Annotated in this window: 25 protein-coding genes and 1 pseudogene; 14 read left to right on the forward strand and 12 right to left on the reverse strand. The window is 63.6% G+C overall.

The features are described 5' to 3' along the window. Window positions 1–2: 2 nt before the first annotated feature. Window positions 3–1,133 (reverse strand): glycosyltransferase, encoded by a 1,131-nt coding sequence (locus EJ071_RS24400; RefSeq protein ID WP_126100151.1) that lies wholly within the window; start codon window positions 1,131–1,133, stop codon window positions 3–5. An 8-nt stretch (window positions 1,134–1,141) separates the two neighbouring features. Continuing rightward, window positions 1,142–1,705, reverse strand: coding sequence for a polysaccharide biosynthesis/export family protein (locus EJ071_RS24405; RefSeq protein ID WP_059184846.1), 564 nt, complete (start codon window positions 1,703–1,705; stop codon window positions 1,142–1,144). A gap of 263 nt (window positions 1,706–1,968) precedes the next feature. Here EJ071_RS24405 and EJ071_RS24410 point away from each other — a divergent pair, with 263 nt between their 5' ends. Continuing rightward, window positions 1,969–4,155 carry an exopolysaccharide transport family protein gene (locus EJ071_RS24410; RefSeq protein WP_126100152.1) on the forward strand — a complete coding sequence of 729 codons (2,187 nt, stop codon included), beginning with the start codon at window positions 1,969–1,971 and terminating at the stop codon, window positions 4,153–4,155. Between the two features lie 293 nt (window positions 4,156–4,448). After that, window positions 4,449–4,883: a peptidylprolyl isomerase gene (locus tag EJ071_RS24415; RefSeq protein WP_126100153.1), complete on the forward strand. Its 435-nt coding sequence runs from the start codon at window positions 4,449–4,451 to the stop codon at window positions 4,881–4,883. A gap of 107 nt (window positions 4,884–4,990) precedes the next feature. Here EJ071_RS24415 and EJ071_RS24420 read toward each other — a convergent pair whose 3' ends face one another. Then, entirely contained in the window at window positions 4,991–6,214 is a 1,224-nt protein-coding gene (locus EJ071_RS24420) for a GNAT family N-acetyltransferase (RefSeq protein ID WP_126100154.1), read from the reverse strand. Between the two features lie 86 nt (window positions 6,215–6,300). Between EJ071_RS24420 and EJ071_RS24425 the strand changes: the two genes are divergently transcribed. After that, window positions 6,301–7,359, forward strand: coding sequence for a polysaccharide deacetylase family protein (locus EJ071_RS24425; protein ID WP_126100155.1), 1,059 nt, complete (start codon window positions 6,301–6,303; stop codon window positions 7,357–7,359). 6 nt (window positions 7,360–7,365) lie between these two features. Here the strand turns inward: EJ071_RS24425 and EJ071_RS24430 are convergent, their stop codons facing one another. Further along, window positions 7,366–7,581, reverse strand: coding sequence for a DUF2842 domain-containing protein (locus EJ071_RS24430; protein WP_126100156.1), 216 nt, complete (start codon window positions 7,579–7,581; stop codon window positions 7,366–7,368). Between the two features lie 153 nt (window positions 7,582–7,734). Here EJ071_RS24430 and EJ071_RS24435 point away from each other — a divergent pair, with 153 nt between their 5' ends. Beyond that, entirely contained in the window at window positions 7,735–8,898 is a 1,164-nt protein-coding gene (locus tag EJ071_RS24435; protein WP_245459963.1) for a COX15/CtaA family protein, read from the forward strand. Between the two features lie 26 nt (window positions 8,899–8,924). On the opposite strand, the gene argC is transcribed toward EJ071_RS24435, so the two are convergent. Next, window positions 8,925–9,857 carry an N-acetyl-gamma-glutamyl-phosphate reductase gene (argC, locus tag EJ071_RS24440; RefSeq protein WP_126100157.1) on the reverse strand — a complete coding sequence of 311 codons (933 nt, stop codon included), beginning with the start codon at window positions 9,855–9,857 and terminating at the stop codon, window positions 8,925–8,927. Window positions 9,858–9,886: 29 nt separating this feature from the next. Next, complete coding sequence (speB, locus tag EJ071_RS24445) at window positions 9,887–10,888, reverse strand: agmatinase (RefSeq protein ID WP_126100158.1); 1,002 nt, start codon at window positions 10,886–10,888, stop codon at window positions 9,887–9,889. 124 nt (window positions 10,889–11,012) lie between these two features. Here speB and EJ071_RS24450 point away from each other — a divergent pair, with 124 nt between their 5' ends. Next, window positions 11,013–12,227, forward strand: coding sequence for an acyltransferase (locus tag EJ071_RS24450; protein WP_126100159.1), 1,215 nt, complete (start codon window positions 11,013–11,015; stop codon window positions 12,225–12,227). Between the two features lie 83 nt (window positions 12,228–12,310). After that, on the forward strand, window positions 12,311–13,369 hold the full coding sequence (locus tag EJ071_RS24455) for a glycerophosphodiester phosphodiesterase family protein (protein WP_126100160.1): 1,059 nt from the start codon (window positions 12,311–12,313) through the stop codon (window positions 13,367–13,369). 176 nt (window positions 13,370–13,545) lie between these two features. On the opposite strand, the gene EJ071_RS24460 is transcribed toward EJ071_RS24455, so the two are convergent. Next, window positions 13,546–14,418 carry an aldo/keto reductase family oxidoreductase gene (locus tag EJ071_RS24460; RefSeq protein ID WP_126100161.1) on the reverse strand — a complete coding sequence of 291 codons (873 nt, stop codon included), beginning with the start codon at window positions 14,416–14,418 and terminating at the stop codon, window positions 13,546–13,548. A gap of 95 nt (window positions 14,419–14,513) precedes the next feature. On the opposite strand from EJ071_RS24460, the gene EJ071_RS24465 reads away from it, so the two are divergent. Beyond that, window positions 14,514–15,422, forward strand: coding sequence for a LysR family transcriptional regulator (locus EJ071_RS24465; protein ID WP_126100162.1), 909 nt, complete (start codon window positions 14,514–14,516; stop codon window positions 15,420–15,422). A gap of 56 nt (window positions 15,423–15,478) precedes the next feature. Here EJ071_RS24465 and rpsI read toward each other — a convergent pair whose 3' ends face one another. From rpsI to EJ071_RS24480, 3 genes and pseudogenes are all read right to left on the reverse strand, one after another. Further along, window positions 15,479–15,955, reverse strand: coding sequence for a 30S ribosomal protein S9 (gene rpsI / locus EJ071_RS24470; protein ID WP_059184835.1), 477 nt, complete (start codon window positions 15,953–15,955; stop codon window positions 15,479–15,481). After that, window positions 15,955–16,419 (reverse strand): 50S ribosomal protein L13, encoded by a 465-nt coding sequence (rplM, locus tag EJ071_RS24475; protein WP_066989450.1) that lies wholly within the window; start codon window positions 16,417–16,419, stop codon window positions 15,955–15,957. The genes rpsI and rplM overlap by 1 nt, the downstream gene beginning before the upstream one ends. A gap of 249 nt (window positions 16,420–16,668) precedes the next feature. After that, window positions 16,669–17,111, reverse strand: a pseudogene (locus EJ071_RS24480) (PaaI family thioesterase); the annotation flags it as partial. A 153-nt stretch (window positions 17,112–17,264) separates the two neighbouring features. Between EJ071_RS24480 and EJ071_RS24485 the strand changes: the two are divergent. From EJ071_RS24485 to EJ071_RS24505, 5 genes are all read left to right on the forward strand, one after another. Continuing rightward, the gene (locus tag EJ071_RS24485) at window positions 17,265–18,086 is read left to right on the forward strand and encodes an enoyl-CoA hydratase (protein ID WP_126100163.1); all 822 of its coding nucleotides are present in this window, start codon (window positions 17,265–17,267) and stop codon (window positions 18,084–18,086) included. Between the two features lie 45 nt (window positions 18,087–18,131). Continuing rightward, complete coding sequence (locus tag EJ071_RS24490; RefSeq protein ID WP_126100164.1) at window positions 18,132–18,908, forward strand: AAA family ATPase; 777 nt, start codon at window positions 18,132–18,134, stop codon at window positions 18,906–18,908. After that, window positions 18,905–19,426: a CoA-binding protein gene (locus tag EJ071_RS24495; RefSeq protein WP_126100165.1), complete on the forward strand. Its 522-nt coding sequence runs from the start codon at window positions 18,905–18,907 to the stop codon at window positions 19,424–19,426. Before EJ071_RS24490 ends, EJ071_RS24495 begins: the two co-directional genes overlap by 4 nt. A 158-nt stretch (window positions 19,427–19,584) precedes the next feature. Next, window positions 19,585–20,865: an O-acetylhomoserine aminocarboxypropyltransferase gene (locus EJ071_RS24500; protein WP_126100166.1), complete on the forward strand. Its 1,281-nt coding sequence runs from the start codon at window positions 19,585–19,587 to the stop codon at window positions 20,863–20,865. 5 nt (window positions 20,866–20,870) lie between these two features. Then, window positions 20,871–21,215 carry a cupin domain-containing protein gene (locus tag EJ071_RS24505; RefSeq protein WP_126100167.1) on the forward strand — a complete coding sequence of 115 codons (345 nt, stop codon included), beginning with the start codon at window positions 20,871–20,873 and terminating at the stop codon, window positions 21,213–21,215. Window positions 21,216–21,469: 254 nt separating this feature from the next. Here the strand turns inward: EJ071_RS24505 and EJ071_RS24510 are convergent, their stop codons facing one another. Then, window positions 21,470–22,708, reverse strand: a complete 1,239-nt coding sequence (locus EJ071_RS24510; protein ID WP_126100168.1) for a cytochrome P450 — start codon at window positions 22,706–22,708, stop codon at window positions 21,470–21,472. A gap of 243 nt (window positions 22,709–22,951) precedes the next feature. Next, window positions 22,952–23,677, reverse strand: a complete 726-nt coding sequence (locus EJ071_RS24515) for a hypothetical protein (RefSeq protein ID WP_126100169.1) — start codon at window positions 23,675–23,677, stop codon at window positions 22,952–22,954. 108 nt (window positions 23,678–23,785) lie between these two features. On the opposite strand from EJ071_RS24515, the gene EJ071_RS24520 reads away from it, so the two are divergent. Both EJ071_RS24520 and EJ071_RS24525 read left to right on the forward strand, forming a co-directional pair. Next, window positions 23,786–24,106, forward strand: coding sequence for a hypothetical protein (locus EJ071_RS24520; protein WP_126100170.1), 321 nt, complete (start codon window positions 23,786–23,788; stop codon window positions 24,104–24,106). Between the two features lie 105 nt (window positions 24,107–24,211). After that, window positions 24,212–24,739 carry a gamma carbonic anhydrase family protein gene (locus EJ071_RS24525; protein ID WP_126100171.1) on the forward strand — a complete coding sequence of 176 codons (528 nt, stop codon included), beginning with the start codon at window positions 24,212–24,214 and terminating at the stop codon, window positions 24,737–24,739. The last annotated feature ends 4 nt before the right edge of the window (window positions 24,740–24,743 follow it).

Raw genomic sequence — 24,743 nt, forward strand, 5'->3', positions numbered from 1 at the left:
TTCTAAAGTGTCAGCGCCGCGAAATAAGCCTTCTCGATCTCGGCTGCCATCACGTCGGCGCCGAATCGCGCCTTCAGCTCGCCGCCCTGCGGCATCAGCTTCCGGTAAGCGCCGAGATCGTTGAGAGCCGTTCTGAGCCTGTCGGCGAGCCGGCCGGCATCCGGCCATATCAGGGCAGGGGAGCCTTCGCCGAAGATTTCCGGAATGCCGCCGACCGCGGTCGCGATCATCGGCATGCCGGCGGCCAGCGCCTCGAGCACGATGTAAGGCATGGCCTCCGCGCGGGACGGGACGACGATCAGCTCGGCCAGCGCGAAGGCTTCTCCGGCCGGCATCGGTGGGACGAAACGGACATGGTTCGTTAGTCCGAGTCGTTCCACTTGCGCGTGATAGCGCGGCAGGTCATCGCCGTCGCCGACCATCACCGCGCTCAGCGGGCGGCCAAGCTCGCTGCCGGCCAGCGCCAGCGCGTCGATGAAGATGTCCGGACCTTTGAGGTCGCGCATCATGCCGATGTATAAGAGATCGGCGGCATCCGCCGCCGTCGCCACCGGTTCGAACTCGACAGCCCGCAGGCCGTTATAGACCAGCCTGTTGGGGATAGGCGGCTCGCCGACCTTCCGACGATAGGTTTTCCGCTCATAGTCGGAGACGAACAGCAGGCAATCGGTGAAGCGCGCCATGAAACGCTCCAGCGCGAAGAACAGCTTTCCGGTGGCCGTCGTTTCGTCATAGTGAAGCGAGCCGCCATGCGGCGAATAAAGGCGGGCCACGCGAGACCTTGAAACCCGCAACAGTGAGCCGAACAGACGGGCATAGGCGCCACCCTTGGCGCCGTGCCCGTGCAGCACGTCCGGCCGCAATTCCTTGATGATTCCATAAGTGCGCCAGGCCGCCGCAAGATCGCCCGGCCCGATGTGTCGCTGCATCGGCGTGCGATGGATGCCGAGCGCCAGGCTCTCTTTCATAGCGTCGAACAGCCGCTCCTCATAGTCGCCGCCCGTGGTCGAATCGCAGACGATGCCCACGGAATGGCCGGCGGCGACCTGCGCCTCGGTCAGGTCGCGCACGTGCCGGAAAATTCCTCCGACAGGTGAGCGGAAGCAGTGGACGATGCGCAGGTGTGCCGCCACGTCGGTTTTCAGAACAGCCGTTCGCGGACGTAGACGGTGTCGCCCGGCAGGAGCGGGTCGGATGTCTGCACCCTGCCGGTCATGACCTTGCCGTTGATATCGCGGGTGATGTCGACGCTTTCCTGGTTGGCGCGCGGCGTGAAGCCTCCGGCGATAGCGATCGCCTTTTGCACGGTGAGGCCCGGTACATAGGAATACTGCCCCGCGGCGCCGACCTCGCCCATGACGAAGATCGGCCGGTAGCGATCGATCTCGACCGAGACGTCGGGATCGCGCAGGTAGCCCTGGCGCAATTTGTCGGCGATTTCCTTTTCCAGCTGCTGGGCGGTGTGGCCGCGCGCCGGCACGGCGCCGACGAGCGGGAAGGAGATGTAGCCGGACTGGTCGACGCTGTAGGTGTTGGTCAGCCCGTCCTGCTCGAACACGGTGACGCGGATGCGATCGCCGGCGCCGAGTCTGTAAGGCTGGTCGAGCACTTCATGGAAGGCGGCGGGCGTCGGGCGGTAGCTGGAACAGCCGGTAAGCAGCGACAGGGCAAGCATGGCGCGAAAGAGATGAGCAGTGCTTTTCATGATCGGACACGAACCTTCGTCGCTCTCGCCGCCAGTGCTGCGGCCACCCCAGGAAGTGCGCCCGTTATCATCCTGTTAGGGTTAATGGCCGGTAAAGGGCTGCGCCCGAAAGCGATGACGGCCGGTAAAAAAACCAATTGTTCTATTGCTTTCAGCCGATGTTCTTTGAGTGCTGTCTAATAAGTGCGCATTCTGATCTTAACGGCTGAGTTACCATAGTTGTTTACGGTCCATCCTCGACTCAAAGTTCCGGAGCAGGATGCATGTCCGTTCAGTCCGCGGCCGCAGATGTCGATGTCGACCTGAGACAGCTCTTCGCCAGCCTGGCGAGGAACTGGCTGCGCATCGTTCTCGTCACGCTCGTGGTCACCGGGCTGGCGTTTGCATTCGCCTGGCTCGCCACGCCGCAATATAAAGCGGTGGCCAAGTTGGAGATCGGGCCGCGCGAATCGGTGTTCACGCGGCCGGCCGGCTCAACCAGCGACGACAAGCCTGCAACCGACGAGGAGGCGGTGGCCACCGAGGTCCAGATCATATCGTCCCCCGACATCCTCAAGAAGGTTGCGGCGGACCTCAATCTGGAGAAATTGCCCGAATTCGACGAGACGCTGAGGATGTCGGCGCTCAGCCGCGCCCTTGTCCTTGTCGGCCTGAAGAGCGATCCCTTCGACATTCCGCCGGAAGAGCGGGTGCTCAATGCAATGCACGATAAGCTCAACGTCTACGGCGTTGAAAAATCTCGTGTTATTGCCGTCGAGTTCTCTTCGAGGGATCCAAAGCTTGCCGCGCAGGTCGCGGACGCCATCGCCCAGGCCTACCTTGCCTCAAAGGGCAACGCGAAGAAGGAATCGAACACCGCCGCCACCGGCTTTCTCGGCCCGGAAATCACCGATCTGCAGAATCGGGTGAAGGAGGCCGAAGCCAAGGTCGCCGCCTACCGCGCGCAATCCGACCTTTTGATGGGCGGCAACAATTCGGTGCTCGCGACTCAGCAGCTCTCCGAACTGTCGACCGAGCTTTCGCGAGTGCGTGCCAATCGTGCCGCCGCCGAGGCGACCGCCGACAGCGTGCGCAAGGCGCTGCAGAATGGCGGCACGCTCGACAGCGTGCCGGAAGTTCTGTCTTCCGAATTGATCCAGCGCCTGCTCGAGCGACAGGTGGAACTCAGGACCAACATTGCCGACCTGTCGACGACCTTGCTCGACAACCATCCCCGCATCCGGGCGCTGAAGTCGCAGCTTGCCGATCTCGGCGGCCAGATACGCAACGAGGCGCAGAAGATCCTGAAGGGATTGACGACACAGGCGCAGACGGCCAAGGCTCGCGAGGACCAGCTCGTCGAGGAGGTCAACCAGCTGAAGGCCGCCTCGGCCCGTGCCGGCGAACAGCAGGTGCAACTCGACGCGCTGCAGCGCGACGCCAATGCGCAACGCCAGCAGCTCGAATCCTATATGGCGAGCTACCGCGAGGCGGCCTCGCGCGCCGACCGCAACTATCTGCCGGTGGATGCCCGTCTGCTCTCGAAAGTGCAGGTGCCGACGGAACCCTATTTCCCGAAGATCGGTCCGATCACGGGCGCAGCAGCGGTTGCGTCGCTGCTGCTGATGGCGATCGGCACGCTTCTGAAGGAATTGTTCTCCGGCCGTGCCATGCGGCCGGCCGCAGGCGCCAGATTCGAACCGATCGAGCAGGTGGCGATGCCGGTGGCGCGGACCGAGCCGACAGTCGCCGAAGCCGAGGACGAAGACAGCGACGATTCGGTCGCCGAAGACCGGATCGGGCAGGGCGCCACGATGGTGGCGGCGCCTGGCGAGCCGGCAGAGGCGGAATCGCCTCAGCCGTGGCAGTCCAGGCTGGGCGAGATCGATGTCGACAAGGCGGCGGAAAAGCTGATCGCCTCGGGTGCCGCGCGCGCCATCTTCGTCTCCCCGGAAGGCGATGAGGCTGCCGCCACCGCCGTGCTGGTGGCGCGCGAGGTGTCGGATGCGGGCTTGCGCGTGCTCTTGCTCGATCTCACCGCCTCGGGCGCCGCCTCGCGCCCGATGCTGGAGAGCGGGCTTTTCCCCGGCATCACCAATCTGCTTGCCTCCGAAGCGCAGTTCAGCGACGTCATTCACCCCGATCTCTATTCCGACGCCCACGTCATTCCGGTCGGCACCGCCGATCCGGTCCGCGCAATGCGCGCCGCCGACCGCCTGCCGATCATCATGCAGTCGCTGACCACGGCTTACGACCTCGTCGTCGTCGAATGCGGTCCGGCCGACGCGCAAGGCATCAGCCGCCTCGTCGGCGACGGCGCGGAAGTCTTCCTGTCGATGCTCGAAGCCGATGACGAGGTGACGCAGGCGGCGGTGAAGCTGATCGAGAACGGCTACCCGGATGTCACGCTGGTGACCCCGGGCGGTCACGAGCCGGGAAATCCATTGCCCGGACGTCGCTCGGCGGCCTGAGGCCGGGCGCCAGAAGGGTTGTTCTGCGCCGCGCCGCCAACGATTGCCCCGAGGTACCGGGGAAAGAGACCGAGACCGCGACGAATCGAGCACGGTTCAGTCGGGGTCGGGCATGACAGTCCTTAGGTACAAGACCGAACCAGGACATTTCTCGGCAGCTCCAGCACTTTACATCAGCAGCGGAGCACCTAGTTTTTGTGTTTCGCGCCGCGCGCTTTCGTGCGTGGATGATCGAGAACGGGACCCGTGAGCTCTAGGCCGGTCCCTCAAAAACTCCCAAAAGGATGGCTGCTATGACACAGGCCAAGAATGGCGACACTGTACGCATCAACTATACTGGACGTCTGGTCGACGGCACTCAATTCGATTCCTCCGGCAGTGAACCGCTGCAATTTACACTGGGTGAAGGGCAGGTAATTCCCGGTCTCGAAACCCATGTCGAGGGCATGGAGGTTGGCGCCAAAAGTACCATCACCGTTCCCGCCGACGCCGCCTATGGTCCCCATCGCCCCGAAGCCGTGGTGATCATCGACCGCGCCAGCGTGCCGGAAAACGTCAACGTCGATATTGGCACCCAATTGCAAGCCCGCACTCCGGAAGGGCGCCCCATGCAAGTAACGGTCGTCGGCGCAGATGACGCCAGCGTCAAGCTCGACGGCAATCATCCGTTGGCCGGAAAGGACCTGGTGTTCGACGTTGAACTGGTCGAGATCGTTCAGGCGGCGTAGTTAGACTTGAACCCTGCCAGCATACAGCGGCGCCCCGCACCATGATGAGCAGCGGCGCTGCGTCTCAAAAAGCACGCCCAAACAGCGCCTTACCAGGCCGCTCTCAACTAGCTGTCGTCTTCGACAACAGCAGGTGCGGCCTGTCCGGCAGTCTTCCGGCGCAGCATCTTGGTCAGCTTCCAGACCGTCGGATTGTTCTTGATGAACGCCTTTGCCCGCGCGCCTTGCCTAAGCCCCGTTGCCAGCACCCGGCCCTTCAGCGTCAACGGCGCAAGCGCCTCGAAATGCTGGACCTCGATGTCGCACCAGAGCCGCTTGTAAGGCTCGTCGCCGACCGAGAAATCGTAGGCAGCGAAACCGAGCTCGCAAGCTTCCTGGATGTTGTCGAAGAACAGGAAGTCGCCGGGGCTGGTGAATGCGAGATCGTCCTCGGCGATCGCGCCGAACTCGCAGATCAGGCGTTTGCCCGAGCGGCTGGCGCCGGTAACGGCGCGAAGTTTGCCCGCTACATCCAGGCCATGCAGCAGGAAGGATGGCTTTTCCTCGGCAAGCGCATCGGCAAACAGCGCCCGGAAGAAGGCACGCACCTCTTCGTCGCCGAAGACGTTGGCGATTCCCATCTTGGCGAAGCGCACCTCCTTCATGTCGAAGAAGGCGTCGAGAAGCCTGTCGACCTCTTCGCGGCTTCGCGCCTCGATGCGGCGGAAGCTGCCGACGGCCTCGAATTTGCGTGTCTGCGAGCGATGCTTCTTGCGCTTGCGCTTGCCGCTCGCACGGGCGAGCAGCGCATCGAATCCTCCGTCGAGATCGACCGCGAGCGCAAGGTTCGGGCTCGGAAAATTCGGCAGCGCGGCGAGCGGATTGGCGAGGCCGTCGAGATCGGGCAGCAGCCGCTCCAGCGAAACGAGATCGATGCCCGGCCGCGCCTTGGCGATGGCCGAGAACAACGAGCGGATCGCCGGACCGTCGATGGCCGGCAAAAACCGCGGGTCGGCGGCGGGGAAATTGCCGTTGGCATGACGTCCGCCCGCGAACCGGGCGACGCGGAACGGGCCGGTTCGGACGACTTCCAGCGCCAGCGAAAGCGCCGGTCGGCTGTCGGTGTTCAGCGTGGCGATCACCATATCGGCCTTTGTCTCGGCCGCCCAGTTGCGCACCCAGGACGGGCTCTGCGCCGGGGCAAACAGCGCCGAGGCGCAGAACTCCGCATAGTCCGCTAGCCCGTCGCTCACCGCTGCCGTCAGCCGGCCCTGGCTCGAGGCAGGCGCACGCGCCGGCGCTTCGTTGGCCGCGACCCGATTGCCGTCAAATGAAGCGGCGGCGTCAACCATCCCTCAATCCTTAAGACGTATTGGTTGCAACCTGGGGTTCGCATAGGCGTCGTGCTTGGATGAGCCTAGGCGCAAAAGGTGAAGGAATGATCGACGGGGGCGAGGCGATCCGGAAACTGGCCTTGAACGTTGCCCGCTACACCGGCCTCGCTCCGCTCGCGAAGCCGTTTGTCGGCGGCATCGGCGCCATCTTGATGCTGCATCGCGTCACCGCGACGCCGGAGAAGCCGAACAGTGTCAATCGCCATCTGAACATCGCCCCTGCATTCCTTGACAAGCTGATCGCCGACATGAAGGCAAGGGGCTATGCCTTTGTTACCCTTGATGAAGCGATCGAGCGCATCAAGATTGGCGGCAAGAGCGGTCAGTTCGCCACAATCACCGCCGACGATGCCTATCGCGACAACATGACGGAGGCGCTTCCGGTGCTGGAAAAGCACGGCGCGCCTATCACCATCTATGTCGCGCCCGGCTTGATCGACGGCGCGGCCGACCTGTGGTGGGACCTGGTCGAGGATATCGTCGATACGAGCTCGCGGCTTACGCTGAAGACGGCGAGCGGGTCGACGGTCGTCGATTGCTCGACACCCGGCAGAAAGATTCAGGCCGTTGCCCGGCTGAATGCCTGGCTGACCCTCGAGGTCCGCGAGGAAGCGCAGGGTGCGGCGCTGCGCGAACTGGCGCGGTCCAACGGGATCGAACTGGGCACCGGCCGTCCCGGCATCCTGATGAACTGGGACGAGATCCGGAGAATGACCGCGCATCCGCTGGTGACGATCGGCGCCCATACCATCAATCACCGCAACCTGAAGCGACTTTCCGAGGCGGATGCGCGGCATGAAATCGGCGATGTGAAGCGCATCCTCGAGGAAAGGCTCGGGCAGGAGCCGCGCCATTTCGCCTACCCGTACGGCTATGCCAGAGCGGTCGGCTGCCGCGAGGTGGGTTTGGTCCGCGACGCCGGCTATGTCTCGGCGGTGACGACCCGGCACGGGGTGCTCAGAGCCGAGCATGCCGGCTTCCTGCACGCGCTGCCGCGCATCTCGGTCAACGGCCGCTACCAGAGCGTCGCCCATATCCGCACGATGCTCTCGGGCGTCACGACGCCGCTCGCCAATGCCGGCAAGATGGTGGTGACGATCTGAGGCGCCTTAGCCCTTCCGAGGTGGCTCCAGGATCAGCCATTTTATGATGCCCATCGCCGGCAGCACCCAGAGCAGGCCGCTGAGCAGGAAGAACAGGAAGTGCGCCATCGAACCATATTCCGCGAGCCTGGTCACCGCGATGGCCGAAGCGATCAGCGCGTAGATGATGACCAGCGCCACCAGCAGGATGGTTCCAATCAGCTTTTTCAGGCGAATGGGCATGTCGCGGTCCCGTTGAGCAGCTTCGCTTAGGCTGATTGGGCGGTGCGCGCAACTCTGGAGCTTCGGCGCGACGGCGTGCCGCGCTGTCCGGTCTTGCCACCGGGCCTGCCTTGGTCCACCAATCCCGCGATTTAAATTGCCGGGAAACGTCCCATGGCTGCCATCACCGCCACGGCTTCATACGCCGCCCGCGATCGCGATCTGCGTAACCGCGCACCGGTGCGCGGCTGGCTGTATTTCGTGGTCATCGTGCTGTTTGCGCTGGTCCTGGTCGGAGGCTCCACCAGACTCACCGGTTCCGGCCTCTCGATCACCGAATGGCAGCCGATCCACGGCGTGATCCCGCCGCTCAGCGATGCCGAATGGCAGGAAGAATTCCAGCGTTACCAGCAGATCCCGCAATACACCGAGCTCAACAAGGGCATGAGCATCGAGGCTTTCAAGTCGATCTTCTGGTGGGAGTGGGTGCACCGTATCCTTGCGCGCAGCGTCGGCGTCGTCTTCGCCTTGCCGCTGCTGTTCTTCTGGGCGACGCGCCGCATCGAACGCGGCCTCGGGCCGAAACTGGCCGGCATCCTTCTGCTTGGCGGCCTGCAGGGCGCCATCGGCTGGTGGATGGTGGCGTCGGGCCTGGTCGACCGCGTCTCGGTCAGCCAGTACCGGTTGGCGACGCACCTGACGATCGCCGCGCTGATCTTCACCGCGACCATGGTGGTCGCGCGGGGCCTTGCGCCGCATTCGGAGCCGGCCGCCGACCGCCCGACACAGCGGCTCGCCGGCTTCATCGTGCTTTTGGCGCTGATCCAGATCTATCTGGGCGGGCTGGTTGCCGGCCTCCATGCCGGCATGAGCTACAACACATGGCCGCTTATGGACGGCAAGGTGATCCCATCCGACCTGCTGCTGCTCGAACCGGCATGGCGGAACTTCTTCGAGAATCCGAAGACGGTGCAATTCGTGCACCGGGTCGGCGCCTATACGCTCTTTGTCGTGGCGCTCTGGCACATGATCGCCACATGGCGCCGCCAGCCCGGCACCACGCATGCCCGCCGCGCCACGCTGCTGTTTTTACTGGTGTTGGTCCAGGCCTCGATCGGCATCGGCACGCTGGTGATGCAGGTGCCGCTGCACATGGCGTTGACCCATCAGGCGATCGCGCTGGTCTTGCTTGGCTTTGCCGCCGCGCACTGGCGCGGCACCAAGGGCGCTTATCCCTTGCCAACGCGGCCACCTATGAAACGCAGATATGCGCTACTCGTTGGCGTCGGCGTGGCATTAATTGCAAAGGGGCTGAGCCTGTCCTTCCCGCCGATGTAACACGGAGAGGTGGACCGATAGCTCGCTCAGTGCTTGATGCCGAGCATCAGGTCCAGGTTCTGCACGGCCGCACCCGAGGCACCCTTGCCGAGATTGTCATAGACCGCCAAGAGCAGGGCCTGCGCCCGATCGTCATTGGCGAACACATAGACCTTCATCCGGTTGGTTCCGTTATAGACCTCCGGATCGATCTCCGGCATGCGCTCCATATGCGTGTAGGGCGCGACCTCGACGACGCCGCCATCGATGGAGGCAAAGTGGTCGGCGATCGCCGCGTGGAGCTCGGCGCCCGTCGGCACGCGGTCGAGGCCGCCGAGCTGCAGCGGCACCACCGTGATCATGCCTTGCGCGAAATTACCGACCGCCGGCTGCATGATCGGATCATGCGACAGCTTCGCATAGGTCCTGAGTTCCGGCACGTGCTTGTGCTGCAGCGTCAGGCCATAAGGCAGGAATTCGGGCGCATCCTCGCCCTTGCCGACATAGTCCTCGATCATCGGGCGGCCGCCGCCGGAATAGCCGGAAATGCCGTTGACGGTGACCGGGAAATCGGCGGGCAGCAGGCCGGCGGAAACCAGCGGGCGGAGCGTCGCGATCGGCCCCTGGGGCCAGCAGCCGGGGTTGGCGATGCGTTTCGCGCTGGCGATCTTCTTCGCCTGGTCTTTGTCCATTTCGGCGAAGCCGTATTCCCAGCCTTCGGCCACGCGGTGCGCGGTCGAAGCGTCGATGACTTTTGTCGTGTCGTTCTCGATCAGCGACACGCTTTCCTTGGCCGCGGCATCCGGCAGGCAAAGGATCGCGACATCGGCGGCGTTGAGGAATTCGGCCCGGGCCGCGGCTTCCTTGCGGCGGTCGGCGGGAATGGAGATGATCTCCAGGTCGTCGCGGTCGGCCAGCAGTGCCCTGATCTGTAGGCCTGTCGTGCCATGCTCGCCGTCAATGAAGATTTTCGGTTTCATCGGTTACCAAATTCCCTGCGATTCCAAAGTTATATGCCTTGAGCGTTATGCATCACGGCATGAGTGCCGTTGTTCAGGTCCTCGAGCCTCGCCTTCCGCTCCGCCACCAGGCCGAGATAGTGCATGGCGATGATCGATCCGGCGATCGCCGTAATATCGGCATGATCATAGGCCGGCGCAACCTCGACGACGTCGGCGCCGACGATATCGACCTGGCCGAGCTGGCGCAGCGTCGAGAGCATCTTGGCCGAGGACGGGCCGCCGGCCACCGGTGTGCCGGTACCGGGCGCGAAAGCCGGGTCGAGGCAATCGATGTCGAAGGTGAGATAGGTCTTCCTGCCGCCGGTGCGGTCGACGATCGCGTAGGCGATGTCGGAGGCCCGCATTTCCTCGACCTCATGGCCGTAGAGGATCTTGATGCCGAAGGTGTCCGGCGCATGCGTACGAATGCCGATCTGGATCGAGCGGTCGGGATCGATGATGCCCTCATTCACCGCCCGGGCGACGAAGGAGCCGTGGTCGATGCGCTTGCCGTCGTCCGGCCATGTGTCCTGATGCGCGTCGAACTGCACCAAGGCCAGCGGCCCGTGGATCGCGGCATGCGCCTTGAGCAGCGGCCAGGTGACGAAATGATCGCCGCCGAGCGTCAAAAGGAAAGCGCCTGACTTCAGGATCTTGACCGCCTCGCGCTCGATCGTGCCGGGGGTCTTCTGGTGGTTGCCGCTGTCGAGCAGGCAATCGCCATAGTCGACCACCGCGAGTTGCTCGAACAGGTCGCGCGAGAACGGGTATTGCGGATCGTTGTCGAGGATCGCCGAGGCGCGGCGGATCGCCTGTGGCCCGAAGCGGGCGCCCGGACGGTTGGTGACGGCGGCGTCGAAAGGAATGCCCCACACAACGGCGTCCGCACCCTTCACGTCCTTCGTGTATTTGCGCCGCATGAACGACAGCGCGCCGGCATAGGTCGGCTCGAACGACGCGCCCGTCCTTGAACGGGCGGTGAAGGCGTGGTCGATCTCTTTATTCGCCATTACGGGTCCTCGGTTGTCATCGGGCAGCCACAACTACAGAACCGGCACGCAACATGCCAGTCACAGCTTGCGGAGACGGAATGGCGCTCGCCGAGTGCCATGGCAACACAGGATTTGTACCATTATGACCGAGGCTGCCTTGCTCAACCTCGCACCCCCGCGGGCGGCGATCCGCGCCGGCACGGTGGCTGGCGAGCGCTTCCTGGTGCTGGATTCCTGGCGCGGCATCTGTGCGCTTTTGGTGGCGCTGTTCCATTTTCCGACGACGTCGACGATCTCGCAGAGCGCCTTTGTCGGCGGCTCCTATCTGTTCGTGGACTTCTTCTTCGTGCTTTCCGGCTTCGTCATCGCCAGCTCCTATGGCAGCCGGCTGAGCGAGCCGGACGGGCTCGCCCGTTTCGCGCTGGTGCGCTTCGGCCGCATCTACCCGCTGCATCTTTTGATGCTTGCCGCTTTCGCTGGCTTCGAGGCGGTACGGCTTGTGCTCCCGGCCGTGCATGGAACCGGCGGCGCGCCCTTCACCGGCGGCTTCGATCTGAGAAGCCTCATTGCCAATCTCTTTCTGCTGCAGGGCATGGGGGTTGAGGGTCGTCTGAGCTGGAACGCGCCGAGCTGGAGCATTTCGGCCGAGTTCTTCACTTATCTGCTGTTTGCCGGCGCGGTGTTCGCGGCCGGCCGCCGCGCCTGGATATGGTTTGTCGCCGCGGCTGTCACGGCGCCTTTCTTCCTGCTGGCCCTCTCGACCCGTCATATGGACGTGTCCTTCGATTTCGGCTTCATCCGCTGCCTGTACGGCTTCTCGCTTGGAGCGCTGCTTGCGTGGTTTCAGCATGATTCCATTGCAGAGGCGCGACAGGCACGTAGCGGCGGGGCAGGGCGCGTCGCCTGGACGCTGGCCGAGCTCGCCATGATCGTGGTGATCGGGCTATTCGTCTCCGCCGCCGGCACGAATGACGCCGGCATTGCAGCACCTGTCGTCTTCGCGCTGGCCCTCTACCTCTTCGCCCATGAGGGCGGCCTGATCAGCGCGCTGCTGCGCAGCCGCCCGATGCTGCTGCTCGGCTCGCTCTCCTACTCGATCTACATGGTCCACATCTTCGTGCAGGCGCGTTTGATCAATGTCGGCGGCCTGATCGAGCGCAAGCTCGGGCTTGGCATTGTCGGCGACATGACGCTGCGCGGCGATCAGGTGGCCGGCTTCGGTGTCGGCTCGCCGTGGATCGGCCTCGCCGCGATCATAGCCATGTTGATCGCCGTCATCGTCGCATCCTGGTTCACCTGGCGCTTTGTCGAGATGCCGGCGCTGGCCTGGTTCCGTCGCCTTTCCAAGCGGATTTGACCAAACAGCTAGCCGGCTTCGTTCACCGCCCTGTCATGGGCATCGCCTAACCGGGTCACGACCCGGAACGGAGCGATTCCCTGATGCGAACACTCTGGCTGAGCCTTCTTCTGTCCACTACGCTTGCTGTCGCCACAAGCCAAAGTTTAGCCGGCGAGACACGCGCCAGCCAGATCCTCGACCGCTTCGAGCACGCCAACCAGTGGCGCGATCATGTGATGATCGCCGCGCACCGCGCCGGCAGCATGCAGGCCGGCAAGACGCTTTATGCCGAGAACTCGCTGGCCGCGGTCGAGGGCTCGATCGCGATCGGCGCCGAGATCGTCGAGGTTGACGTCAGGCGCTCGAAGGATGGTGCGTTCGTCATCATGCATGACAGCTGGCTGGACCGCACCACCACCTGCAAGGGCGAGGTGGTAAAATATACGCTGGCCGAGCTGAAGAAATGCCGGCTGGTGATCGAGGGCACCGGCACCGTCACCGACGAGCCGGTATCGACGCTGCGCGAAATGCTGGCGGAGACCAAGGACAGAATCCTGATCAACCTCGACAACAAGCTGGAGGTGACGGACCTGCCCGGCATGATCGCGATCGCCCGCGATCTCGGCATGGCCGATCAGGTGATCGTCAAGGAAAACCTGTGGAACCGCCAGCGCATCGATGCTGCGAAGGTGGCACTCGCCAAGGCCGGCGGCGGTTTCCAGTTCATGCCGATCCTTGCCGACGACGCCGTGCATGATGCTGCGTTTGCCGGTGAGGTCGACAAAGCGTTTGCGCCGCGTGCCATCGAGCTGATCGACTGGCGCAATGGCGCCGAGACGCTGACCGCGACCGGCGGGCCGCTGTTCAGCACCCGCATGCGGGCCTCTGCCGTGCGCGGAGACTGGCATCTTTGGGCCGACACCTACGCCATCGTCAACAAGCCGGGCGGCTTCCTCGCCGGCGGCCGCGGCGACGAACTGGCGGTCGCCGCCAGCCTGCCGCGCGAAGCCTGGGGTTTTTGGGCCGACCGCGGCGCCACCATCATCCAGACCGACGAGCCGAAGGCGGCGATCGAATGGCTCGCGGCTAATGGTTTTCGTGTGCCTTACACGACGGACATAAAGTCGGCTGAGCCTGCGCATACCGCCAGTATTAACTAGGAGTCGGGGCTGGAACTGCGATCTCCCCCCTTGAGGGGGAGATGGCCGGCAGGCCAGAAGGGGTCGCCTCGCGCAAAGCGCCAACCTCTATCTGCGGCGTCGAGTCCAGTCGAACCGACCCCCTCTGTCGCCTTTGGCGACATCTCCCCCTCAAAGGGGGAGATTAGCTCGGCGCCCTACGCCGCTTTCGCCACGCCATCCAGTTCCGTCAGCACCTCGTCCGACAGCTCCAGTTCCGCCGCCGCCAGATTCTCCCGCAGATGTCCCACCGACGACGTGCCCGGGATCAGCAAGATGTTCGGCGCCCGCTGCAACAGCCACGCCAGCGCAACCTGCATCGGCGTCACGCCGAGCCCTTCCGCGACGCCCGACAGGGTCGATGACTGCAGCGGGCTGAAGCCGCCGAGCGGGAAGAACGGCACATAGGCGATGCCGTCGCGGGCAAGCTCGTCGATCAGCGCGTCGTCTTGCCTGTGCGCCAGATTGTACTGGTTCTGCACGCAGACGATCTCGCAGATGCGGCGGCCTTCCTCGATCTGGGTGCGAGTGACATTGCTCAGGCCGATGTGGCGGACCAGGCCCTTGCGCTGAAGCTCGGCAAGCTTGGTGACTTGCGCCTCGATGGAGCCCTCCGCTGGACCATGCACCCCGAACATGATGCGCAGATTGACGACGTCCATCACCTCGAGGCCAAGATTGCGAAGGTTGTCGTGCACGGCCTGCTCGAGCTCATCGGCTGTGAAGGCCGGCAGCCAGGAGGCGTCTTCGCCGCGACGGGCGCCGATCTTGGTGACGATCGTGAGGTCGTCGGGGTAGGGCGCCAGCGCCTCGCGGATCAGCTTGTTGGTGACGTACGGCCCGTAATAATCGCTGGTGTCGATATGGTCCACGCCTTGCGCTACCGCTTCGCGCAGCACGGCGATGGCCGCGTCATGGTCCTTCGGCGGACCGAACACACCTTTGCCCGCAAGCTGCATGGCGCCGTAGCCGAGGCGGCGAACCGATCGGTCGCCAAGTTTGTAAGTACCGGATTTGTCTAGACTGGACATCGTGGTTCTCCTTCGCCGTCGGCGAGTGAGATAGGGCATAGCCGCTGTCCCGATAACCGGGTATAACCAGCACGACCTGTGCGGAACTAAGAACAATGGCGGCCGATCTCAACGATCTCCGGGCATTTATGGCCGTGGCACGCGCCGGCGGCTTTCGCGAAGCGGCCCGCGTGACGGCAGGCAGCGCGTCCGTGCTCAGTGAAGCCATTCGCCGTCTGGAAACCCAACTTGGTGTGCGGCTCTTCAATCGTACCACGCGCAGTGTCGCGCTGACCGAGGCAGGCGCTGGCCTGCTGGCACGTCTTGGCCCTGCGCTGGGTGAGGTGGAGGCCGCGCTCGACGTCGTGAACGGCTTTCGCGACAGGCCAGCCGGGACCTTGCGCCTCAATGTACCGATCAGCGCCTCGCGGCTAGTCCTGCCAAAAATCGTTCCGGGATTTCTCGCTGCCTATCCGGCTATCCGGCTGGAGGTGATCGCGGAGGAGAACTTTGTCGATCTGCTGGCGGCCAGCTGCGATGCCGGCATCCGCTACGACGAGCGGTTGGAGCAGGATATGATCGCCGTGCCGATCGGGCCACGCGTCCAGCGCTTTACCACCTCCGCCTCTCCGACCTATCTTGATCGGCACGGCCGGCCGCAACACCCGCGTGACCTGCTTGGCCACGCGTGCGTGCGCGGTCGCTTTCCCAGCGGGGTCATGACGCCTTGGGAATTCGAACGCAACGGCGAGGTGGTGCGGGTCGATACCACGGGGCCATTGGTCGTCAGCATCGGTGGAGGCGTCGATCTCGCCATTGATGCGGCGATCGCCGGCGTCGGCATTCTCTGGCTCTTCGAGGACTGGGTGCGCCCGCATTTCGAGAACGGCGTGCTGGAACCTGTGCTGGAGCCGTGGTGGCAGGAATTCTCTGGGCCGTTTCTGTACTATCCCGGCCGCCGTCTGGTGCCGGCGCCGCTGCGGGCCTTCATCGATTACATCAAAACGCCGGCAGGCCGGTGGTGATGAAAACAAAAGGCCGCCCGGAGGCGGCCTTTCGAGAAATCCGTAAGCCGTAAAGCTTAGCGCTTCGAGAACTGGAAGGAGCGGCGGGCCTTCGCCTTGCCGTACTTCTTACGCTCGACGACGCGGCTGTCGCGGGTGAGGAAGCCGCCCTTCTTGAGCACGGAGCGCAGCGCCGGCTCGTAATAGGTCAGCGCCTTGGAGATGCCGTGACGCACGGCGCCCGCCTGGCCGGAGAGGCCGCCGCCGATGACGGTGGCGACGATGTCGTACTGGCCGGCGCGGTTGGCGGCGACGATCGGCTGGTTGAGGATCATCTGCAGGACCGGACGCGCGAAATAGCTCGCGAATTCCTTGTCGTTGACGGTGATCTTGCCGGAGCCGGGCTTGACCCAGACGCGCGCGATGGCGTTCTTGCGCTTGCCGGTGGCGTAGGCGCGGCCCGACTTGTCGAGCTTCTGGACATGGACGGGCGCGGCCGGCTGCGCGGCGGCAGTGGCGGTCCCGAGTTCTGCGAGCGAGGAAAGCTCAGCCATTACGAGGCCCTCTTGTTCTTGGAATTTAGCTTGGCCACGTCGAGTGTGACGGGCTGCTGGGCGGCGTGCGGATGCTCAGTGCCTGCGTAGACGCGGAGATTCTTCATCTGGCGGCGGCCGAGCGGGCCGCGCGGGATCATGCGCTCGACGGCTTTTTCGACGACGCGCTCGGGGAAACGGCCCTCGAGCAGCTGGCGCGCGGTGCGCTCCTTGATGCCGCCGGGGTGACCGGTGTGCCAGTAGTAAACCTTGTCGGTGTACTTCTTGCCGGTGAACACCACCTTGTCGGCATTGATGACGATGACGTTGTCGCCGTCATCGACATGCGGGGTGAAGGTGGGCTTGTGCTTGCCGCGCAGATGGTTGGCGATGACAGTGGCGAGGCGGCCGACGACGAGACCTTCGGCGTCGATCAGCACCCACTTCTTCACCACATCCGCAGGCTTCTGCGAAAAGGTAGCCATGGTTTTGCTCTCAGGTTGACCTCCCTCATCCGCGAAAGACAAGGAAAGGCGTTTTTTGTTGCTTGAATTAACGGAGCGGCCGGAACCATCCGCCAATAACAAAAACGGCGGCCGTTGCGGACCGCTGCTTCGCGAGGGCTTATAGGCGAGGGCGCCAAATGCGTCAAGGCGACTTAAAAGCCATCCGGCGCTGAAAATTAAGCAAAAACAATCGGATAGAAAGGCGGTATTATTTACCGCATCACTGGTTCGCTTCGGCGGTATCGAATAGGTGCCTGTCGCATGCGCCACGGTGTGCTTGTCCGGTCCGGCGACGATGTCGATGTCGAATACCATCAGGCTCTTTCCGAGCTTCAGGATCCGGCAATGGCCGTCGATCGGTCCGGCCTCTGCCTTGCGGACAAAATTGATGTTGAGGTTGGTGGTCACCGAAAGCGCATCCGGCCCGGCGTGGCTCAGCACGCAGACATAGCCGCCGATATCGGCCAGCGTGAACAGCGAGGGGCCGGAGACGGTGCCCCCGGGCGCAGATGCCGCTCGTCGGCGTTGAGCCGAACCGTGCAACCGCCCGGAAACACCTCTGTTGCTTCGTAGAAAGAGAACTGGTCGTTGAGCTGCGGATAGACGCTTGCCATCAGCGCGTTGACCTCCGCCGCGGTGAGCACCGGCTTCAGATTGCTTTGAGCGGCCATGCGCGACTCCTATATACGGGGAAGTTCCAGGCGCGGGCGCCTGGACCAAACGGTGCGACGGAGAAAACACGTCTCGCGGCTGTTCTTCAACCGGCAGCGTGCTAGTTCTGTTGCTCCATGAGCCGCGGACGCCGATCGAGAGAGGTTTTAGAAGTGGCTGAAGTTGTCGCCATCAAGCCCGCCGCCGCCGACGGCCCCGTTCTCGTCAGCCAGGAGAAGGCCGTGCTGCGCTTGACGCTCGCCAGCCCGCCGGCCAACGCGCTCTCCCTGGCAACGATGGCGGCGTTGCAGGCAGAATTCGACCGCGTAAAGGCCGACAAGTCCGTTCGCGTGATCATTCTGGCGGCGTCCGGAAAAGTGTTTTGCGCTGGCCACGACCTCAAGGAAATGACCGCGCACCGCGCCGATGCCGATCGCGGCAGAGCCTTCTTCGAAAAGACCTTTGCTGCTTGCGCGAGCCTGATGCAGACGATCGTGCGCCATCCGAAGCCGGTGATCGCCGAGGTCGACGGCCTGGCCACCGCCGCCGGCCTCCAGCTCGTCGCCAGCTGCGACCTTGCGATTGCCTCGCATGAGGCGACCTTCTGCACGCCCGGCGTCAACATCGGCTTGTTTTGCTCGACGCCGATGGTGGCGCTGTCGCGCAACGTCTCGCACAAGCAGGCGATGGAAATGCTGCTCACCGGCGAGACGATCGATGCGGCGACGGCCAAGGAATTCGGTCTCGTCAACCGGATCGTGCCGCGCGAATATCTGAATCAGGTTGTCAACAAATACGCCCAAACCATTGCTTCCAAATCGTCTTTCGTCGTCAAGACCGGCAAGGAAGCGTTTTATGCGCAGGCCGAGATGGGGTTGGCCGACGCCTACGCTTATACCGGCCGCGTGATGGTGGAAAACATGCTGGCACGCGACGCCGAGGAAGGCATCGGCGCCTTCATCGGCAAGCGCAAGCCGGAATGGACAGACGAATAGCTGGTCCGGGATGGAGCTGCGCTTTTCCATCGTTGAAGGTCCGACGTGGCTGCCCGCAAGCAACCGACGCGGCTGAAGGCGCCCTATCTCAGGCGCATCCTGCTTGAGCCGTCGCGGGTCGCGGACTGGGACCAATATCCCTGGAACCTGCCAATCTTTAAGGAGCGCGAATTCGAGTTCGAATTTGCGTCGGCCATCACCGTTGTCGTCGGCGAGAACGGCACCGGCAAATCGACGCTGCTCGAAGCCATCGGCGCGCTGGCCGGCTATGACGAGGCCGGGGGCGGCAAAGGCTACATGCCTGTCGATCATTCCGGCGCCGTCGACAAGAGCGGCGCGGCGCTGGCTCGGGCACTACGTGCCCATTGGCTTCCGAAGGTCACCGCGGGCTGGTTCTTTCGCGCCGAATCCTTTTACTCCGTAGCCCGCTATCTCGATCGTTCGGCGCTGGATGTTGGCGCTGCACCACCGGATTTCCTGTCATGGTCGCATGGCGAAGGCTTCATCCGCTTCTTCGAGGAGCGCTGCCGCCGCCAGGGCATCTACATTCTCGACGAGCCCGAAAGTGCGCTGTCTCCGACGCGCCAGATCGAATTGTTGAAGCTGCTTCAGCGGATGGAGCGATCCGGGACCGCGCAGGTGATTATGGCGACGCATTCGCCGCTGCTGATGGCCTGTCCGAACGCGCGACTCTTCCGCATCAGCCGCTTCGGCCTGGACCCGGTCGACTTTCAGGACACCGATCATTTTCGCATGATGCGCGACTTCTGCAGCGATCCGGCTGCCTTTCTCGCCGAAGCGCTGTATGAGGACGAGCCATGAATCACGACACCTACGACAACACCTACATCGCCGGCATCCTCAACTCGGTGAAGACGATCGCCATGGTCGGCGCTTCGCCCAACGACGTGCGGCCGAGCTATTTCGTGCTGAAATACCTTTTGGCCAAAGGCTTTTCGATGTTTCCGATCAACCCGGGTCATGCCGGCAAGGAGATCCTGGGCCGCACCGTCTATGCCAGCCTTGCCGACCTGCCGCATCCGGTCGACATGGTCGACATGTTTCGCGGTTCGGCAGCCATACCGGGCATCGTCGACCAGGTGCTGAAGCTCGATCCGCTGCCGAAGGTCGTCTGGATGCAGCTTGGCGTGCGCCATGATGAGGCGGCCGCGCGCGCCGAGGCAGCCGGCATCAAGGTCGTGATGAACCGCTGCCCGAAGATCGAATACGGCAAGCTGTCGGGCGAGATCGGCTGGACCGGCGTCAATTCCGGCGTGCTGTCGTCGAAGAAGCCTTTGATGCGGCAGGGCTTCCAGAGTTTCGGCGTGCGGCAAAAATAAGCCAACCTTCGGCTGTGCAAATTTATTCCGGGAAGAATTGGATTTTCCCCGGCGCTCGCCGCAAATCGTGCGCCGAAAGGTATTTTCTTCTTTGCATTCATGACCGCGCTTCGCCAAGAATGCCCGGCGATTTTCGAAAGATTTGGAGGGAGGTCTCGATGACCCGTACGCCCGGTTTCAACACGCTCGCCGTCCATGCCGGCGCCAAGCCCGATCCGGCGACGGGCGCACGCGCCACGCCGATCTACCAGACTACCTCCTACGTCTTCGATGACGCCGACCATGCCGCCTCGCTGTTCGGGCTGAAGGCATTCGGCAACATATACACCCGCATCATGAACCCGACGCAGGCGGTTCTCGAGGAGCGCATAGCCGCGCTCGAAGGCGGCACGGCCGCACTTGCCGTCGCCTCGGGCCACGCCGCGCAGGTGCTGGTCTTCCACAATCTGATGCGGCCGGGCGACAATTTCGTATCCGCCACAAAACTCTATGGCGGCTCGATCAACCAGTTCGGCCACGCCTTCAAGAATTTCGACTGGCAGGTGCGCTGGGCCGACACCAACGACATCTCGACCTTCGAGAGCCAGATCGACGACAGGACCAAGGCGATCTTCATCGAGAGCCTCGCGAACCCGGGCGGCATCTTCGTCGACATCGAGAAGATCGGCGACATCGCCCGCAGGCACGGCCTGCCGCTGATCGTCGACAACACCCTGGCCTCGCCCTATCTGGTGCGGCCGATCGAGCACGGTGCCGACATCGTGGTGCATTCGCTGACCAAGTTCATCGGCGGCCACGGCAATTCGATCGGCGGCGCCATCGTCGACGGCGGCACTTTCGACTGGTCCAAGTCCGGCAAATATCCGATGCTGTCGGAACCGCGCCCCGAATATGGCGGCCTCGTCCTGCACGAGACTTTTGGGAACTTCGCCTTTGCGATCGCCGCGCGCGTGCTCGGCCTGCGCGACATCGGCCCGGCGATCTCGCCTTTCAACGCGTTCCTGATCCTGACCGGCCTGGAAACCTTGCCGCTGCGCATGCAGCGCCATTGCGACAACGCAGTGAGCGTCGCGGCCTGGCTTTCGAACCATCCGAAAGTCGCGTGGGTGAACTATCCCGGACTGCCGAGCGACAAGAACAACGCGCTGCAGAAGAAATACTCGCCGCAGGGCGCGGGCGCGGTGTTCACCTTCGGCCTCAAGGGCGGCTACGAGGCCGGCGTCAAATTCGTCGAGGCGCTGGAACTGTTCTCGCACCTCGCCAATGTCGGCGACACCAAGTCGCTGGTCATCCACCCCGCCTCGACAACGCACCGCCAGCTTTCCGACGAGCAGAAGATCAAGGCCGGCGCCGGGCCGGACACGGTCCGCCTGTCGATCGGCATCGAGGACGTCAACGACATCGTCGCCGATCTGGAACAGGCGCTGAGCAAGGTCTGAGCGCGATGTCCGCCTTTCTCGCGGTCAATACCGAAGCCGTCGAGCCGGAGGCCGGCGCGCCGGCCCCGGATCGCGTGATCTCCGGCGATCCGAAATTCCGCACCTGGAATGTCGAGGAGCGCGATGGCGGCCTCTATGCCGGCATCTGGGAAGCGACGCCCGGCAAGTGGCGCATCGTCTATGACGAGTGGGAATTCTGCCACATCCTGTCCGGCGTTTCGGTGATTGCCGAGGACGGCGGCGAGGCCCGCACCGTGAGGGCCGGCGACAGCTTCGTACTACGGCCGGGCTTCAAGGGCACCTGGGAAGTGATCGAGACCACCCGCAAGGAATATGTGATCCGGCTCTGAAGCGCCTCCGGTTCCTGTGTTGAATACGTTCGAGATTGGCCGAGGCGTTTATCGTTTCGTCATCCACGGGCGGAGCAAGGAGCGTAGCGACGCAGCGCAGACCCGAGGATCCATTCTGTGACTTTGAAGCGTTGCAGCGATGCAGAATTCTGCTCCGCTGCATCCTTTGACCAAGGTCACGCAATGGATCCTCGGGTCTCCGCTCCGCTCCGTGTCGCTACGCCCAAGGATGACGAAGTTGGGCAGGCTTCAACTCAAAACACCGACGCCAGCCTCTCCAGCCCATGGAAGTGATAAGTGTCACGGAAGCGCGGCTCCACAGCCAGCCGCAGTTCCGGCAGCCGCTCGAACAGCGTTTTCAATGACATCTGCAGCTCGAGCCTGGCCAGCGGCGCGCCGATGCAGAAATGGATGCCGGCGCCGAAGGAGACGTTCTTCTGATCCGTGCGCGCCGGGTTGAACATGGCGGGCGCGGCAAACACCAACGGGTCGTGATTGGCCATGCCGAGCAACAGCGCGATCTTGTCGCCGGGCTTCAGCAGAATGCCCGGCGCCACTTCGATTTCCTCATAGGCATAGCGCAGGAACATGTGCAGCGGCGCGTCATAGCGCAGGCATTCCTCGACCGTCGCGGCGTTTCTCTCCGGCGTCTCGAAGAAGCGGCGGGGATCGCCGCCTTGCGCCAGGATCGAGCGCACCGCATTGCCGGTCTGGTGCACGGTTGCTTCGTGGCCGGCATTGAGCAAGAGGATCGCCGAGGAAACCAGCTCGTCCTCGGAAAGTTTTTGGCCGTTGTCCTGCGCCTCGATCAGTAGCGAAAGCAGGTCGTCGCCAGGCTTCTTGCGCCGCTCGGCCACGTAGCCGTGCAGGAAGTCGGAAAAGTCGCGCGCCGCACAGTTCGCCGTCTCCTCGGTCTCGCGGGTGCGGCCGTGCATGTACATGGCGACCATCCGGTGTGACCAGTCGAGCAGTTGCGGCCCCATCTTGACCGGAACGCCAAGCATCTCGGCGATGATGGTGATCGGCAAAGGCGTGGCGTAGGCGGGCAGAAGATCGACGCTGCCCGGCTCGAAACGATCGATCAGCTCATTGGCCAGCACCTCGATGCGAGGCCGCAGCCGTTCGACCTGGCGCGAGACGAAGGCGCGATTGACCAGCGTCCTCAATCTGGTGTGTACGGGCGGCTCGAGTTCCAGCATCGAATTGGCTTCGATGCCGTCGAAAGCGGTGAGATGCGAGCGGTCGTCGCCGACGCCGCGGCTGTCGGGCACGCCGGCTGGACTCTGGCGGCCGAAGCGGCGGTCGCGCAACAGGCCGTTGACGTCGTCGAAGCCGCCAAAACACCAGAAGCCGTAGTCTTCCCAGAAGAAGGCGTTCGAGACGCCGTGCAGGAAGGCATAGGCCTCATAGGGGTTTTGCACGAAGGCTGGCGTGTGCGGGCCGAGCCGCAGGCGGCGGCTGGCGGGATCGAAAGCGAGATAGTCTGGCATCATGATTGACCATTAGCGCGCCCTGTCAGTCCGATGCCAGACCGTATTTGGCGCCCGTCGTGCCGATATCTTGAGCCAGGCTAGAGCATGATGCCGAAAAGTGTGAAGCGGTTTTCGGCATCATGCTCTATCTCTTTGATTTAGAGCCGGATTCAGATTTCAGGTCGGTTCGACCTGAAATCATCCGGCTCTAGCCGTTGGAAAGGGACACAGCAGGCAGCGGGCACACTGCTCCGGCGGAGCGACTCAGTGTCCCGTCTTCAGGATGCCTGCCACCTTGGTGGCGATCGCGGCGTCGAGCGCCTGCCAATTTCCGAGGAGTTCGCGCGGGAAACGGTAGGTGAGGCTGAGATCGTCGCCGACCTGGATGTCGCGCTCGCACGGCGCCAGCGGTTCCTCGGCGCTCGGTCCGCTCAGGCAGCGGGCGACGAACGGGTCTTTGCCCGGCCGGTCGGCAACCGCCAGCACTTCGTTGAGATAGCCGGATTTCTCCGTGAAGCCGTAGAGCGTCGTCCCGCTCGGGCCGAGCGTGCCCTGCTTGACGATCAGGGCGCTGTAGATCGGCGCGAAGCGGCCGCTCATGTCGCGCGACATCATCCGCGGCTCGAACGACAGGAAGATGATCTTCTTGGTCGTGGCGTGGTTGAAGTCGTCGCGCGCGGCGGTGCTGTAGCCGTCCATCTCGGGATAGCGCAGATACAGGTCGAGGCGCGATGCGATACCGTCGCGCCTGGCCTGGTCGAAGCGGATGAAGTTGGCCGGCACGCTGATCACATTGTTGCCCATGACGACCTGGCGGCCGGTGGTGTCGTCGGTATAGCCGGCCATGGCGATCGACCGGCCAAGCCATTTGCCGCCGACGCTGATGGCCACCGAAAGCAGGGCCAGCGCCGCGAAGGCGTAAAAGACCCGCTTCATGAAGGTCGAGTCGACGACCTCGAAGTCCGGGCTGTCGGCGGCTGCCTCTCTCATCGCGATCCCCGATCCGCTCACCTGTCCTCAGGTGGCACAGCGCGCACGGCATGGCTCTTGCAGCGCGTCGGCACGACTGTGCGATTTCATGGTAAATGGTTGGTAAAGATGGATCCGATGTTGCTCCCTCTCTACGCTTTTGCGGTCGGCCTCACGGCCTGCGGCCTGGCTGGCTCGGCCATGGAAATCGTCTGCGGCCGCCGGCTGGCCTTTGCTGAGCCCTATGTGTCGCCCGCCCATATTGCGCGCTCGCTCGCGGCGACTGCTTGCGCCGGCCCGTTCATGCTCACCAATGATGCGCTGGCTGCCCGGCGCGAGGGGCGCATCGGCACGCTGGCGCTGCTTTCCTGCGGCTGCACGGCCGTGGCCTGGGCGCTGGCGCTCGGCATTGTGCTGATCACCGTTGCCTCCTGGGCGACCGGTCGTTAGGTCTTTGATTTTAAGCATGTCTCTGTCCCGAAACCGCTGCACACTTCCGGGAGACATGCTTTAGGTTCGGCTGATTTCCCGGCTTGAAACGAATCGGAGACGAAAATGCCAATCTACGCGATCGACGGGAAAGCGCCGAGATTCGACGATGTCGAGACGAATTGGATCGCGCCGGACGCCACGCTGATCGGCAATATCAGGATAGGCCGCAATGCCGGCTTCTGGTTCGGTGTCGTCATCCGCGGCGACGGGGAGCCGATTGCGATCGGCGCCGATACCAATGTCCAGGAACATACGATCATGCACACCGATCCGGGCTACCCGCTCACCATTGGGCAGGGCTGCACCATCGGTCATCGAGCGCTGCTGCATGGCTGCACGATCGGCGACAACAGCCTGATCGGCATGGGCGCCATCGTGCTCAACGGCGCCAGGATCGGCAATAATTCGCTGGTCGGCGCCGGCGCCCTGGTGACCGAAAACAAGGTTTTTCCGGACAATTCCCTGATCGTCGGTTCGCCCGCCAAGGTGATACGGGTGCTGGACGAGGCGGCGATCGAGAGGCTGCGCGTCTCGGCTGCGCATTATGTCGCCAACGGCAAACGCTTCAAGGCTGGATTGAAGCAGGCTTGAGAGC

The sequence above is a fragment of the Mesorhizobium sp. M1B.F.Ca.ET.045.04.1.1 genome (assembly GCF_003952465.1).
GTDB lineage: Bacteria > Pseudomonadota > Alphaproteobacteria > Rhizobiales > Rhizobiaceae > Mesorhizobium > Mesorhizobium shonense.

What these genes read in the sequence shown, in the direction of transcription:
- EJ071_RS24415 (WP_126100153.1), top strand. Translation starts at nt 4,449, where the DNA reads ATGACACAGGCCAAGAATGGCGACACTGTACGCATCAACTATACTGGA.
- EJ071_RS24405 (WP_059184846.1), bottom strand. Translation starts at nt 1,705, where the DNA reads ATGAAAAGCACTGCTCATCTCTTTCGCGCCATGCTTGCCCTGTCGCTG.
- EJ071_RS24495 (WP_126100165.1), top strand. Translation starts at nt 18,905, where the DNA reads ATGAATCACGACACCTACGACAACACCTACATCGCCGGCATCCTCAAC.
- rplM (WP_066989450.1), bottom strand. Translation starts at nt 16,419, where the DNA reads ATGGCTACCTTTTCGCAGAAGCCTGCGGATGTGGTGAAGAAGTGGGTG.
- EJ071_RS24425 (WP_126100155.1), top strand. Translation starts at nt 6,301, where the DNA reads ATGATCGACGGGGGCGAGGCGATCCGGAAACTGGCCTTGAACGTTGCC.
- EJ071_RS24505 (WP_126100167.1), top strand. Translation starts at nt 20,871, where the DNA reads ATGTCCGCCTTTCTCGCGGTCAATACCGAAGCCGTCGAGCCGGAGGCC.
- EJ071_RS24515 (WP_126100169.1), bottom strand. Translation starts at nt 23,677, where the DNA reads ATGAGAGAGGCAGCCGCCGACAGCCCGGACTTCGAGGTCGTCGACTCG.
- EJ071_RS24450 (WP_126100159.1), top strand. Translation starts at nt 11,013, where the DNA reads ATGACCGAGGCTGCCTTGCTCAACCTCGCACCCCCGCGGGCGGCGATC.
- speB (WP_126100158.1), bottom strand. Translation starts at nt 10,888, where the DNA reads ATGGCGAATAAAGAGATCGACCACGCCTTCACCGCCCGTTCAAGGACG.
- rpsI (WP_059184835.1), bottom strand. Translation starts at nt 15,955, where the DNA reads ATGGCTGAGCTTTCCTCGCTCGCAGAACTCGGGACCGCCACTGCCGCC.
- EJ071_RS24435 (WP_245459963.1), top strand. Translation starts at nt 7,735, where the DNA reads ATGGCTGCCATCACCGCCACGGCTTCATACGCCGCCCGCGATCGCGAT.
- EJ071_RS24455 (WP_126100160.1), top strand. Translation starts at nt 12,311, where the DNA reads ATGCGAACACTCTGGCTGAGCCTTCTTCTGTCCACTACGCTTGCTGTC.
- EJ071_RS24410 (WP_126100152.1), top strand. Translation starts at nt 1,969, where the DNA reads ATGTCCGTTCAGTCCGCGGCCGCAGATGTCGATGTCGACCTGAGACAG.
- EJ071_RS24460 (WP_126100161.1), bottom strand. Translation starts at nt 14,418, where the DNA reads ATGTCCAGTCTAGACAAATCCGGTACTTACAAACTTGGCGACCGATCG.
- argC (WP_126100157.1), bottom strand. Translation starts at nt 9,857, where the DNA reads ATGAAACCGAAAATCTTCATTGACGGCGAGCATGGCACGACAGGCCTA.
- EJ071_RS24420 (WP_126100154.1), bottom strand. Translation starts at nt 6,214, where the DNA reads ATGGTTGACGCCGCCGCTTCATTTGACGGCAATCGGGTCGCGGCCAAC.
- EJ071_RS24465 (WP_126100162.1), top strand. Translation starts at nt 14,514, where the DNA reads ATGGCGGCCGATCTCAACGATCTCCGGGCATTTATGGCCGTGGCACGC.
- EJ071_RS24430 (WP_126100156.1), bottom strand. Translation starts at nt 7,581, where the DNA reads ATGCCCATTCGCCTGAAAAAGCTGATTGGAACCATCCTGCTGGTGGCG.
- EJ071_RS24510 (WP_126100168.1), bottom strand. Translation starts at nt 22,708, where the DNA reads ATGATGCCAGACTATCTCGCTTTCGATCCCGCCAGCCGCCGCCTGCGG.
- EJ071_RS24525 (WP_126100171.1), top strand. Translation starts at nt 24,212, where the DNA reads ATGCCAATCTACGCGATCGACGGGAAAGCGCCGAGATTCGACGATGTC.
- EJ071_RS24520 (WP_126100170.1), top strand. Translation starts at nt 23,786, where the DNA reads ATGGATCCGATGTTGCTCCCTCTCTACGCTTTTGCGGTCGGCCTCACG.
- EJ071_RS24500 (WP_126100166.1), top strand. Translation starts at nt 19,585, where the DNA reads ATGACCCGTACGCCCGGTTTCAACACGCTCGCCGTCCATGCCGGCGCC.